The sequence below is a fragment of the Ensifer sp. NPDC090286 genome (assembly GCF_044769565.1).
Lineage (GTDB): Bacteria > Pseudomonadota > Alphaproteobacteria > Rhizobiales > Rhizobiaceae > Ensifer.
Window position 1 is genome coordinate 569881 of record NZ_JBIVYF010000002.1, and the last position, 12618, is coordinate 582498.

Sequence of the window (12618 nt, forward strand, 5' to 3'; positions counted from 1 at the left end):
GCCCGGTCAGGGCGCTTCCTTCTGATGGAGGTCAGAAGGTACAAGGGGGAGGAACCCGATGATGAAGCAGATTCTGTTGAGCTCCACAGTCATGGTCGGAGCGTATTTTGCCATTGCGGGTGCGTCCGGTACGCACGCTTCCGCAGCGGAGCTGACCCTTTGCTGGGCCGCTTGGGATCCGGCCAACGCGCTCGTCGAACTCAGCAAGGACTTCGAAGCCAAGAGCGGCAACACGATGAAATTCGAGTTCGTGCCGTGGCCGAACTTCGCCGACCGGATGCTGAACGAGCTGAATTCCGGCGGCAAGCTCTGCGATCTGATGATCGGCGACAGCCAGTGGATCGGCGGCGCCGCCGAGAATGGCCAATACATCAAGCTCAATGATTTCTTCGACAAGGAAGGGATCAAGATGGACGACTTCATTCCGGCAACCGTCATCGGTTACGCGGAATGGCCGAAGAACTCGCCGAACTACTGGGCGCTGCCGGCGTTCGGCGACGTGGTCGGCTGGACCTATCGCAAGGACTGGTTCTCGCGTCCTGAACTCCAGGCGGAGTTCAAGCAGAAATACGGCCGCGATCTTGCCGTGCCGAAGACCTTCGCCGAGCTCAAGGATATCGCCGAATTTTTCCAGAAGCGTCAGATCGACGGCAAGACCGTCTATGGCGCTGCGATCTATACGGAGCGCGGCTCTGAAGGCATCACCATGGGCGTGATGGACGTGCTCTACAGCTACGGCTTCGAATACGGAAATCCGAAGAAGGCCTATGAGCTCGACGGCTTCGTCAACTCGGCGGATGCGGTCAAGGGCCTGGAATTCTACAAGGCGCTCTACGATTGCTGCACGCCGCCCGGTCATTCCGACGCCTACATGTCGGAGGACATCGACGCCTACAAGTCCGGCCAGGTCGCCCTGCAGATGAACTTCGCCTTCACCTGGCCCGGCATCCATGCCGACGCCAATGTCGGCGGCGACAAGTCCGGCTACTTCCCCAATCCCGCCGGCCCGACCGGTGTGCAGTTCGCGCAACTCGGCGGCCAGGGCATCTCGGTCGTCGCGGCGTCCGACAAGCAGAAGGAAGCGCTGGATTACATCAAGTGGTTCGCGCAGCCTGAAATCCAGAAAAAGTGGTGGGCGCTTGGCGGTTACTCCGCGCTGCGCTCGGTGGTCGAGGACCCGAGCTTCGCCACGAGCCAGCCCTATGCGCAGACCTTCCTGGACTCGATGGCAATCGTGAAGGACTTCTGGGCAGAACCTTCCTATGCATCTCTGCTCCAGGCTTCCCAAAAGCGCTTCCACGACTATGTCGTAGCAAAGCAGGGCACGGCGAAGGACGCGCTCGATGGTCTCGCTGACGACTGGAAGGACATCTTCGAGGACGAAGGCAAGTATTGACGCAAACACCCGCCGCCTCCCGGCGGAAGCGTCCATGCGGGGCCGGCCGGCCGATCTCTCGCGCCGGTCCCGCATGCCCATTCGTCAATGCCTTAGGGGAATACCATGCTCCATTCTTCGATCGATCGCGCTGCGCACGCGACGCCGCCCGTGCTTGCACGGCGCATCAAAGGGTTGTCGGACCGCGCGATCGCCTGGATCTTCGTCGCACCGTCCATCGTGCTTTTGCTTGCGATCAACATCTTCCCGCTGATCTGGACCGTCCGGCTGAGCTTCACCAATTTTCGCGTGAATCGCCCGAACGAGCCTGTTCAGTTCGTCGGTCTGCGCAACTACCTGAACATCCTGACCGACAAGGACATCTGGCTGACGATGCAGGCGACGGCCCACTTCCTGATCTGGACGATCGTCCTGCAGGTGTTGATCGGCTTTGCTCTCGCCTATCTCATCAACAAGAAGTTCCGCGGTAACGACCTGTGGACGACCATCATCGTGCTTCCGATGATGCTGAGCCCCGCCGTCGTCGGCAACTTCTGGACCTTTCTCTACCAGCCGCAGATCGGCCTCTTCAATTACGCGATCGGGTTCCTGACCGGAGCAGACCCGTCCAGCTTCTCGATGATCGGCGACACGTCGCTGGCGCCCTGGGCGATCATCATCGTCGACACCTGGATGTGGACGCCGTTCGTCATGCTCATCTGCCTCGCCGGGCTGCGCTCCATTCCAAGCAGCATCTATGAGGCGGCGGAATGCGACCGGGCCAGCAGCTGGCGCCAGTTCTGGACGATCACCATTCCCATGGTGCTGCCGTTCCTGATGCTGGCCATCCTTTTTCGCGGCATCGAGAACTTCAAGATGTTCGACCTGGTGGTGCAACTGACGGGTGGCGGCCCAGGCTCGATCACGGAGCTGACGTCGATCAACCTGAAGCGCGAAGCCTTCGAGAAATGGCGCACCGGATACGCCTCCGCCTATGCCGTCATCCTCTTCGTGACCGTCTTCGGCCTGGCGTCGATCTATGTCAAAGCACTGAACAAGGTGAAGCAGAGATGAGCAGCTTTTCTGTAACGGAGCCATCCGCACGGCAGAAGTGGTTCGCAGGCGCCCTGGTCGTGCTGTATGCGGTGATCACCATTCTCCCGCTGCTCTGGATCATCGGAACGGGGTTCAAGTCGCCGTCGGACGCGATCGCCTATCCGCCGAAAACCTTCTTCGAGCCGACGCTCGAAGGCTATGTGAACCTCTTCACGACGCGCACCCGCGTTTCTGAAGAGCAACTGAAGGAGATGGGCGAGCCGAAGACCTGGTACGAGCGTCTCGTTCGCAAAGATGGGCTGATCATCGCCGGCCCGTCGCGCTTCCCGGAGCGCTTCTACAATTCCGTCATCATCGGGTTTGGTTCGACGGTGCTGTGCATCGTGCTCGGAACGGCTGCGGCCTATGCCTTCTCGCGCTTCAAGGTGCCGCTCAAGGACGACCTGCTGTTTTTCATTCTTTCCACCCGGATGATGCCGCCGATCGCGGTCGCCATACCGATCTTCCTGATGTTCCGCTCGCTCGGTCTGAACGACACCCATGCCGGCATGATCCTGCTCTACACGGCGGTCAACCTGTCGCTCTCGGTCTGGCTGCTCAAGGGGTTCATCGACGAGATCCCGATCGAGTATGAAGAGGCGGCGCTGATCGACGGCTACACGCGCTTCCAGGCGTTCTACAAGGTGGTGCTGCCCCAGGCGGCGACCGGCATCGCGTCGACGGCGATCTTCTGCCTGATCTTCGCCTGGAACGAATACGCCTTCGCCGTGCTGCTGACGTCCGGCACCGCGCAGACCGCACCGCCCTTCATTCCGACGATCATTGGCGTCGGCGGCCAGGACTGGCCGGCCGTAGCGGCCGGCGCGACCCTCTTCCTCGTCCCCGTGATGGTGTTCACGATCTTGCTTCGCAAACACCTGCTGCGCGGCATCACCTTCGGAGCGGTAAGAAAATGACAGCTTTCCTCAACCAGTTGCTCCGGCTTCGCCGTGGCGCATGGGAAATGGTGGCATCGGTGCTCATCGCGCTCGGCGTGGTCATGCTGATGCAGCCGGTCTCGCTCACGCTCTACTCCTTCTCCTTCCTCGTGACGCTGCTTGGAACAGTCATGTTCATCATCGTCAGCCATTTTCCGGAGTGACCCATGGCACAGATCAGAATTGAAAATGTGCGCAAGGAGTTCGGGGCGTTCACGGCTGTCCAGTCCTCGAGCTTCACGGTGGAAGACGGCGAGTTCTTCATGCTGCTCGGCCCCTCCGGATGCGGCAAGACGACGACGCTTCGCATGATGGCGGGACTGGAACTGCCGACGAGCGGCCAGATCTATATCGGCGGCGAAGAGGTCGGCATGAAGCGGGCAAGGGAGCGCGATATCGCCTTCGTCTTCCAGATGTTCGCCCTCTATCCCCACATGAACGTGCGCAAGAACATCTCCTATCCCCTCGTCAGCCAGGGCATGAAAAAGGCGGATGTGGCGACGCGTGTCGCCGAGGTGGCAAGGATCCTCAGAATTGAAGGCATCCTCGATAAGCCCGTCGGCGGGCTCTCAGGCGGCGACCGCCAGCGCGTCGCGCTCGGCCGGGCGATCGTACGCAACCCGAAGGCCTTCTTCATGGACGAGCCGCTCGGCGCGCTCGACGCGGAGTTCCGCGAACATATGGCAGGCGAGCTGCGGGCGCTGCACGATCGCATGGGCGCCACCACCGTATACGTCACCCACGACCAGCTGGAAGCGATGCAGATGGGCGACAAGATCGTCGTCATGAACCACGGCGTCATCGAGCAGTTCGGCCGGCCGCAGCAGATCTACGACTGGCCGGCGACGAAATTCGTCGCCAAGTTCATCGGCTCCCCGTCCATGAACTTTCTGGAGTTCGAAGGCATGATCGGCGTCGGCGGCGACAGAATCGATCTCGGCGAGAAAAAGGTCGCGGTGCCGGCGTCGCGTGAGGGCAGGGCCGGTACGCTGTCGCTCGGTGTGCGTCCCGAGCACGTTCGTTTCGTCGACGACTCCAGCTACAGGGGTCGCGTAATCGCCGTCGAGTATCTGGGCACCACCCAGATCGTCACGATCGAAACGCCCAATGGCGAGATCAAGGCGCGCACGCCCTCCAGTCAGGCAGCCCGCACCGACGAGCTTGTCGGTCTCGACTTCAACGCACGGACCTTGACGCTCTTCAATGCGGAGACGGGTCGTGCTCTTGTCTCCGAAGCCAACGAGGGAGTGCTGCGCCGTGGCTGAAGTCATCCTAAGAAACGTGACGAAGACATTCGGCACCCAGACGGCGCTGAACGACGTCTCGATGACGATCCCGGACGGATCGTTCGTCGTGCTGCTGGGGCCGACCGGTGCCGGAAAGACGACGACATTGCGCATGGTCTCAGGTCTCGACACGCCCGACAGCGGCGAGATCTTTATCGGCGGGATGTCCATGCAAGGACTGACGCCGGCGCAGCGCAACGTGGCAATGGTCTTCCAGCAATATTCGCTCTACCCGCATCTGTCCGTGCGGCAGAACCTGGAGTTTCCGCTGAAATCCCCGCTTCTGAGAACGCCGCAAAAGACGATCGACGAAAAGGTGAACGCCATCGCCGAGGTCTTGCAGATCTCGCACAAGCTCGACAACAAGGCGACGGCCCTGTCCGGCGGCGAGATGCAGCGCGTGTCGATCGGTCGAGCGCTTGTCAGAAACCCGCAGATATACCTGATGGATGAGCCGTTGAGCTCGCTCGATGCGAAGCTTCGGGCCGACCTGCGCGTCGAACTGAAGAACATCCAGGCAAAATCCGGGGCGACGCTTCTCTACGTCACCCACGACCAGATCGAAGCCATGACAATGGCAACGCATATCGGCGTGCTCGAAGAGGGCAGGCTCGTTCAGTTCGGTTCACCACGAGAGGTCTACGAAGCGCCGGTCAGCGTCTACGCCGCGACCCGTCTCGGCCAGCCGCGCATCAACGTCCTGCCTGCCAAGCTTTTTGCGTGGGCGCCGGAGAGGGCGCAGTCGATCGGCCTTCGGCCCGAAAACATCGTCCAGGGCGCCGGAGAGGATGCTCTTGTGACCCGTGTCGAACATCTGGGCGACCAGACGCGCCTGCATCTCACGTTCAAGCAGCACAACCTCGTGACGGTCACGGATCCCCATACCGGCTTCCGCGGCGGCGAGACCATCAAGATCCAGCCAGATAAGCCGCTCTTCTTCGACGCGGCCGGAATGCGCATCGCTTAGGAGGCGAACATGAATCAGTTTATCAACCGCAAGGAAAATGCGGTTACGGAAGCGATCGACGGGGTTCTTGCCGCATCCGGCGGCGCGCTCTGCCGCCTCGACGGATATCCGCACATTCGCGTCGTCCTGCGCTCGGATTGGGACAGGAGCAAGGTTGCGCTGGTTTCCGGTGGCGGCTCGGGACACGAACCCGCGCATATCGGCTTCGTCGGCAAGGGCATGCTGACGGCTGCCGTCTGCGGTGACGTCTTCGCATCGCCGAGCGTGGACGCGATCCTCGCCGGCATTCTGGCGGTGACTGGGCCCGCCGGCTGCCTGCTGATCGTCAAGAACTACACCGGCGACCGGCTGAATTTTGGCCTCGCGGCCGAACGCGCCCGCGCCTACGGCCTCAATGTGAGCATGGTCATCGTCGACGACGACATTGCGCTGCCGGACCTTCCGCAGGCCCGGGGTGTCGCCGGCACCCTGTTCGTTCACAAGATCGCCGGAGCGCTCGCGGAAAGTGGGGCGGACCTCGATACGATCGCCCATGCGGCGCGCAAGGTCATATCCGGCACGAGCACCATCGGCATGTCGCTCGATACCTGCACCGTGCCGGGTTCGCCGAAGGAACACCGTATTCCCGAAGGGCATGCGGAACTCGGCCTCGGCATCCATGGCGAAGCCGGCGTCGAGCAGATCGTCTATTCGGATGCGAGAGGCGCGGTTGCCGCCATGGTCGAGCGACTGCAGGCGGCGATGGAGGACAAGCCGCACGTGGCGCTCGTCAACAATCTCGGCGGCACGTCGATCCTGGAAATGTCTGTCCTCATGCATGAACTCGTCCAGTCTGACATCGCCGACCGGATCGTGCACCTTGTCGGGCCCGCGCCGATGATGACGTCGCTGGACATGCGTGGCTTTTCCGTCTCCGTCTACCCGGCCGACAAGGCCGAACTGGAGCTGTTGTCCCGGCCCGTGGCGCTTCCGGCATGGCCGGGCGTGACCGCCGTCAGGCCGGTGAATGTTCTGGCCCTGCCGGATGGCCTGACGCCGATTTCGCCTCTGCCTTCACGACACGATGCGACGCGGCAGTTCCTGCTTGCCTGCTGCAACCTGCTGATCGATGCGGAAAAGGACCTGAACGCACTCGATGCCAAGTCCGGCGATGGAGACACCGGCTCGACGCTGGCCGGCGCGGCACGGGCACTCATTCAGGCGCTCGATCGCCTGCCGCTCTCCGACCATACGCAGCTCTTCCGCGCCATCGGGCAGGAGCTGAGCCAGACGATGGGTGGATCTTCCGGCGTGCTTCTGGCGATCTTCTTCGCCGCCGCCGGTGATGGCGCCTCGAGCGGGCTTTCGATCCGCGAAGCGCTGAAAGCCGGGCTGGCGCGCATGCAGGAAATCGGCGGGGCGCAGATCGGCGACCGCACCATGGTCGACGCGCTTTCCCCCGCGCTCGATGCGCTCGACGCGAGCATCGGCGCGGCTGCCAAGGCGGCGCGCGACGGCGCCAATCTGACGGCGACGCTCGTGCGGGCAAGGGCAGGGCGGGCCGCCTACATCAACGCCAAGCAGCTCGAAGGGCACATCGACCCCGGCGCCGAAGCAGTCGCTCGCCTGTTCGAGCACCTGGCGCGCCATCCCGATATGCTCGGGCGCCAGCCCGAAGGCGCCGCAGCCGTCGCCGGCTGACGGCCAGACAACAAAACGCCCCGGCAAGCCGGGGCGTTTTGTGACGGGAGGTGTCAGTGGAGCGTGGGCTCAGAGCGCGCGGCTCTCGTAACCGGCCGCCTTCAGGGCGTCTGCGATCGGCCCTGCCGCTGCGGCGGTCTCGACGCTGACTTCCCGATTGCCGAGATCGACCTTGATCGTTGCCTGCGGGTCGACGCTCAGGATCGCCTTCTGGACGACGCCGGCGCAGTGGCCACAGGTCATGTTGTCGATCTTGTAGTTCTGCATGCTTGTCTCCTTGGTTCGGTTGTGAGACAAACATGGCGTCTCCCACCGTTGGAAGGTCAATAGGGCCTTCGAGATATTTGTTCGCGGCATTTCCAGTCGCACGAATGGTGGAAAATACCCCCGAGAGTCTAGGCCAACGGCCTCTCAAATTCTCCGAAAAATTTGAAAGTCTTTCATCATCGATCCCGGGAATGGACGGCTAGCGGTCTGCGTCCGGAAGTCGCACAATCCTGGGGCTGTGCAAGAGGCATTCGCGTCGTCCGAGAGAGGGCGGACGATCGCCAGCCGGCACGAAGCCTAAAGCGAAGCGATCGCTCCGGACTGTCCGGGCGTTCGAAATGCACTGGTCGGGAACTGGAGGAGACGGTTTCCCGCTCATTGTCGTTCGGCTGCGTCGTGGTGACGCCGCCAAGGGAGGAAAGATGTTTGAACGACTATTCAAGCTGAAAGAGCATCAGACGACGGCGCGCACCGAGGTGATCGCCGGTATCACGACATTCCTGACGATGTCCTACATCATCTTCGTCAACCCCGACATCCTGTCGAGCACGGGCATGGATAGGGATGCCGTCTTCGTCGCAACCTGTATTGCCGCGGCCCTCGGCTCCGCCGTCATGGCGCTCGTCGCCAACTGGCCGATCGGCATGGCGCCCGGCATGGGCCTCAACGCCTTCTTCGCCTTCACCGTCGTCGCGGCGCTGGGCTTTACCTGGCAACAGGCGCTGGGCGCGGTCTTCATCTCGGGCGTGATCTTCCTGATCCTGACCGTGACGGGGGTCAGAAGCTGGCTGATTGCTGGTATTCCGCATTCGCTGAGAAGCGCGATCGCCACCGGTATCGGTCTCTTCCTCGGCATCATCGCCCTGAAGAACGCCGGCATCGTCGTCGACAACCCGGCAACGCTCGTCGGCCTCGGCGACCTCAAGCAGACCGGCCCGCTTCTCGCCATCCTCGGCTTCTTCGTGATTGCCGTGCTCGATGCGCTGAAAGTTCGCGGCTCGATCCTGATCGGCATCCTGGTCGTCACCGTCCTGTCGATGATCCTCGGCGTCAGCGAGTTCAAGGGCATTGTTTCGGCACCGCCGAGCATCGCGCCGACCTTCCTGCAACTCGACATCATGGGCGCCCTGCATGGCGGCCTGCTGCACGTCATCCTCGTCTTCGTGCTCGTCGAAGTTTTCGACGCCACCGGCACGTTGATCGGTGTCGCCAAGCGCGCCAAACTGGTCGAAGAAGGCAAGCCGAACCGCCTCGGCCGCGCGCTTCTGGCCGACAGCACCGCGATCGTCGCCGGCTCGCTGATCGGTACCAGCAGCACGACCGCCTATGTCGAAAGCGCCTCGGGCGTCCAGGCAGGCGGCCGCACGGGTCTGACCGCGCTCACCGTCTGCGTACTCTTCCTCGCCGCGCTGTTCTTCTCGCCGCTGGCAGCTGCCGTTCCGTCCTATGCGACGGCTCCGGCTCTGCTCTACGTTGCCGGTCTGATGATGCGCGAACTGACGGAAGTCGACTGGGACGATCTGACGGAAGCGGCTCCGGCGGCACTCACCGCCCTTGCCATGCCCTTCACCTACTCGATCGCCAACGGCCTTGCCTTCGGCTTCGTCAGCTACGTCGTGCTGAAGGTCTTCACCGGCAAGTGGAGCGTCATCCATCCGGCAACCCAGCTCGTTGCAGCACTCTTCATCGTGCGCTTCGCGTTCTTCGCCGAATAACGAAAATCGGCCGGGGCATGTTGCCTCGGCCGATCAGAACTTCCCCGTAAGTGCTGACCGGAGCAACGGAATGCTGCTCCGGTCTTTTTCTGTTCGTCTCAGTATTGGCCGGCGGGCAGATGCACGACGAGCCCATCCAGTTCTGCCGAGACGGTGATCTGACAGCTCAGGCGGCTGCGTTCGTTCGGGTTGACCACGCACTCGATCATGTCCTGTTCCTGGAACTCGGGCGCCGGAAGGCGGTCGCTCCATTCGCCGTCGATGTAACAGTGACAGGTGCCGCAGGCGCAGGAGCCGCCGCATTCGGCGGCAATGGCGTCGATGCCGTTCTGCACGGCGGCGGACATCAGCGACTGGCCGATCTCCGCCTGGATTTCTTTCGTCGTGCCGTCCGCGTCGATGAAGACGATCTTGGGCATGGGTATTCTCCGATTGCGTATGTTGGTGTCGAGGATGGGGGATCAGGCGGGTCGGATGGCGATCTTCAGCCGCTTGGGTCCGCGGACTGAAAGCCCGCGCTTGTACTCCGGTTCCCGGTCGACGAGTTCGATGGTCGGGAAGCGGCGAAGCAGGGTGCTGAAGATGATATCCATGTCGAGGCGCGCGAGGTGGTTGCCGAGACAGAAATGCACGCCGCCGCCAAAGGCCAGATGCCGATTGGGCGTGCGGCCGATGTCGAACGTGTCGGCGTTTTCGAACTGCTTGGGATCGCGGTTGGCGGCGCCATAGAGCAGGCCGAACTTGGTGCCGCGCTCGAAGCGCCGGCCGAAGATCTCGATGTCCTCGACGCAATGGCGGTGGAAGAACGGAAGCGGCGACTCGTAGCGGAACATCTCCTGCACGCCGGTCTGGATCAGGCCGGGTTCGCTCCGCAACCTCGCCATCTGGTCGGGGAAGCGCATAAGTGCGTGCATGCCGCTGCCGAGCACGTCGATCGTCGAGCCATGGCCGGCCATCAGGATCAGCATGCAGGTGGAGATGAATTCGTCGAAGTTCATCGCGCCGGAGCGTTCCGCCTCGATCAGCACCGAGATGAGATCATCCTTCGGTGCCCGCTCGCGCTCGGCCTTCAGTGCCGTCAGATATTCGTAGAACTCGGTCGTGTTGCGCTCGGCGAGTTCCTTGCGCGCATCCGAGCGGTCGACGTCGAAGAACTGCACGATGTTTTCCGACCAGATCCGTAGCTGCGGACAGTCCTCGTCCGGAACGCCGAGCAGGCGACCGATGATGTGGCCCGGAACATGGGCGGCCAGATCGTCGACGAAGTCGATCTCACCACGATCGGCGAGGCTGTCGATCAGCCGGTCGACATAGGCCTGGATCTGGTCGCGGAGCTTGGCGATCATCGCCGGCGTGAACAGCTTGAACACCTGTTTGCGTAACCGGTCATGCACGGCACCATCGCTGTCGAGCAGGCTGAACTGCACGAAACGCTCGTGATGCGGCATGTCGTGCCAATTGGCGGCGCGCTGCAGTTTTGCAAGCTCTTCCTTGGTTGCGAGGTCTTCGAGCGAGCGCACCATGCGCTTGTCCATGACGATCGCCGAGACGTCCTCGAAGCGCGAGGCAAGCCAGATGTCGAAGTCCGCGAAGTAGTGCAGCCCCTCCTTCTCGCGCAGCGCGCGATAGGTCGGATAGGGATCGCGAGCAAAATCCGGTGACAGCGGCGCGAAGGTGAAATTCGCGGCGTCGCCGTTCGGCGCGGTTTCGGTCATGGGCAAATCTCCGTGCATAAGCTGCATGATAACGTCACGGGATCAGCTCTGTGAATGGCGCCCTGTCGCAAGATGATGGACAAAACTCGCATCGGATGCCAGAAAATGGCATGTTGCCCGAAAGCGAAGAACTCCATTTTCACACCCCGGCAAAATTCGCCGATGCGTTTCCCTATCTGGCGCTGGTGGCCGGAAGCCGGACGACACGTCCTGACGAGGCGCCGATCCGCAAACGGTTCCACCAGCATGTCTTCGTCTACACAACGGGCGGACGCGGGTTGATCGAGGTGCGCGGTCAACGTTTCCTGGCCGAAACGGGCAGCGTCGCCTGGCTCGATACGGCTCAGGCCTATGCGCATAGCTGCGCACCCGACAGCGAAAGCTGGCGCTATCTCTGGATGGGGATCGAGGGGCATGGGCTTGATGCGCTCTACCAGTTTCTCGGCGTGCAGCAGTCGCCACTGTTCGTGCCGAGAGACACGGACAGGGCACAGGCGGCATTCGAAAGTGTGAGCGGATTTCTTGCCGAGCGTTCGCCGGCGACCGACGCCCTGTCGAGCGCCGCGATCGCGGGGCTGATGGCGGAAATGATCGCGCCACGGCTGAATGGGGCCGAGCCGGCTGAGGAGAGGTCCGGTGAAGACCGTTTGCTTCAGGTGCTGTCGGTGATGCGCGACGATCTCGCGAGACCCTGGACGATCGACGATCTGGCGGCGCTTGCGCGGCTCAGCCCATCGCAACTCTTTCGCCGCTTCCGCGACATGGTGGGAACAACGCCGATGGACTGGCTGCGCCACGAGCGCATCAACCAGGCAAAACGCCTGCTGGTGGGGCCCGATGCCAAGGTGTCGGCGGTGGCCGCCGTCTGCGGCTATCCGGATCCCTATCATTTCTCCCGCGATTTCCGGCGGCTGACGGGATACACGCCGACGAAGTTCAGGCGGGATGGCGGCTATTGAGGCCGCAGTCTTATCGTCCGATTTCGGCGGCCAGCGAGGCCCTGGCGCACCGATAACCCGACCGGACGACCGGGTCATGCATTCATTCACACGATCAGGAACGGCTCCTTGAAGAAATGCTCTTCCAGGTTGACGCCTTCGCCGCCGCGGTCGACCACCGCGAAATCCGAGACGTCGTCCAGCGGCGTCAGGATGCCGTGCCAGACGTTGCGGGCGATGTTGACGCCCTGGCCAGGCGTGGTCTTGAAGGCGATCGGTTCGCTCGGGCCCTCATCGGTTTCCCGGGAGACGACGATCAGAAACGGATTGTCGCTCAAGGGGATGAAGGCCTGGCTGCCGAGCGGATGACGCTCGACCATGGTGAGTTTCAGCGGCAGCGGATAGGGTACGCCGCGCACCAGGCTGATCATCGGCCGGGCCTTTTCGCCTGTCGTGTCGATCTTGGCGAGGTCGTGGTAGCGGGTTGCATTGCCTCCGTTGATGGGGAAGTTGTTGGCATTCTCCGTTTCGATCACGTCGCCGAAAGGCGCAAAGGCCTCCCGGGTCAACGGCTGTATGACGATCTCCTTCATGTGACGCTCCTCCGTCCAATGTTGATCGGTTGCCTGGAAGTTCGGTCGT

At 62.4% G+C, this 12618-nt stretch carries 13 protein-coding genes; 9 read left to right on the forward strand and 4 right to left on the reverse strand.

The window, feature by feature from the left end; genetic code table 11:
- Window positions 1-61: 61 nt before the first annotated feature.
- From ACIQUG_RS12825 to ACIQUG_RS12855, 7 genes are all read left to right on the forward strand, one after another.
- On the forward strand, window positions 62-1396 hold the full coding sequence (locus ACIQUG_RS12825) for an ABC transporter substrate-binding protein (protein WP_402323024.1): 1335 nt from the start codon (window positions 62-64) through the stop codon (window positions 1394-1396).
- Window positions 1397-1501: 105 nt separating this feature from the next.
- The gene (locus ACIQUG_RS12830; protein ID WP_402321907.1) at window positions 1502-2449 is read left to right on the forward strand and encodes a carbohydrate ABC transporter permease; all 948 of its coding nucleotides are present in this window, start codon (window positions 1502-1504) and stop codon (window positions 2447-2449) included.
- The gene (locus ACIQUG_RS12835) at window positions 2446-3387 is read left to right on the forward strand and encodes a carbohydrate ABC transporter permease (protein ID WP_043613810.1); all 942 of its coding nucleotides are present in this window, start codon (window positions 2446-2448) and stop codon (window positions 3385-3387) included. The genes ACIQUG_RS12830 and ACIQUG_RS12835 overlap by 4 nt, the downstream gene beginning before the upstream one ends.
- A complete protein-coding gene (locus ACIQUG_RS12840; RefSeq protein ID WP_034799314.1) occupies window positions 3384-3572 on the forward strand; it encodes a hypothetical protein in 189 nt (62 codons plus the stop codon). The genes ACIQUG_RS12835 and ACIQUG_RS12840 overlap by 4 nt, the downstream gene beginning before the upstream one ends.
- A 3-nt stretch (window positions 3573-3575) precedes the next feature.
- Window positions 3576-4673 carry an ABC transporter ATP-binding protein gene (locus ACIQUG_RS12845; RefSeq protein WP_402321911.1) on the forward strand — a complete coding sequence of 366 codons (1098 nt, stop codon included), beginning with the start codon at window positions 3576-3578 and terminating at the stop codon, window positions 4671-4673.
- Entirely contained in the window at window positions 4666-5661 is a 996-nt protein-coding gene (locus ACIQUG_RS12850; RefSeq protein WP_402321913.1) for an ABC transporter ATP-binding protein, read from the forward strand. Before ACIQUG_RS12845 ends, ACIQUG_RS12850 begins: the two co-directional genes overlap by 8 nt.
- Before the next feature lie 9 nt (window positions 5662-5670).
- Window positions 5671-7341, forward strand: a complete 1671-nt coding sequence (locus ACIQUG_RS12855) for a dihydroxyacetone kinase subunit DhaK (protein ID WP_402321916.1) — start codon at window positions 5671-5673, stop codon at window positions 7339-7341.
- 69 nt (window positions 7342-7410) lie between these two features.
- Here the strand turns inward: ACIQUG_RS12855 and ACIQUG_RS12860 are convergent, their stop codons facing one another.
- Window positions 7411-7608, reverse strand: a complete 198-nt coding sequence (locus ACIQUG_RS12860; protein ID WP_034799336.1) for a heavy-metal-associated domain-containing protein — start codon at window positions 7606-7608, stop codon at window positions 7411-7413.
- 422 nt (window positions 7609-8030) lie between these two features.
- Between ACIQUG_RS12860 and ACIQUG_RS12865 the strand changes: the two genes are divergently transcribed.
- The gene (locus ACIQUG_RS12865) at window positions 8031-9323 is read left to right on the forward strand and encodes an NCS2 family permease (protein ID WP_192449634.1); all 1293 of its coding nucleotides are present in this window, start codon (window positions 8031-8033) and stop codon (window positions 9321-9323) included.
- 98 nt (window positions 9324-9421) lie between these two features.
- On the opposite strand, the gene ACIQUG_RS12870 is transcribed toward ACIQUG_RS12865, so the two are convergent.
- The gene (locus ACIQUG_RS12870; RefSeq protein WP_043613820.1) at window positions 9422-9742 is read right to left on the reverse strand and encodes a 2Fe-2S iron-sulfur cluster-binding protein; all 321 of its coding nucleotides are present in this window, start codon (window positions 9740-9742) and stop codon (window positions 9422-9424) included.
- Window positions 9743-9784: 42 nt separating this feature from the next.
- Window positions 9785-11038, reverse strand: a complete 1254-nt coding sequence (locus tag ACIQUG_RS12875; RefSeq protein WP_402321921.1) for a cytochrome P450 — start codon at window positions 11036-11038, stop codon at window positions 9785-9787.
- Between the two features lie 110 nt (window positions 11039-11148).
- Here ACIQUG_RS12875 and ACIQUG_RS12880 point away from each other — a divergent pair, with 110 nt between their 5' ends.
- On the forward strand, window positions 11149-11997 hold the full coding sequence (locus ACIQUG_RS12880; protein ID WP_402321924.1) for an AraC family transcriptional regulator: 849 nt from the start codon (window positions 11149-11151) through the stop codon (window positions 11995-11997).
- Between the two features lie 86 nt (window positions 11998-12083).
- Here the strand turns inward: ACIQUG_RS12880 and ACIQUG_RS12885 are convergent, their stop codons facing one another.
- Window positions 12084-12569 carry an ureidoglycolate lyase gene (locus tag ACIQUG_RS12885; RefSeq protein WP_034799348.1) on the reverse strand — a complete coding sequence of 162 codons (486 nt, stop codon included), beginning with the start codon at window positions 12567-12569 and terminating at the stop codon, window positions 12084-12086.
- Window positions 12570-12618: the final 49 nt, after the last annotated feature.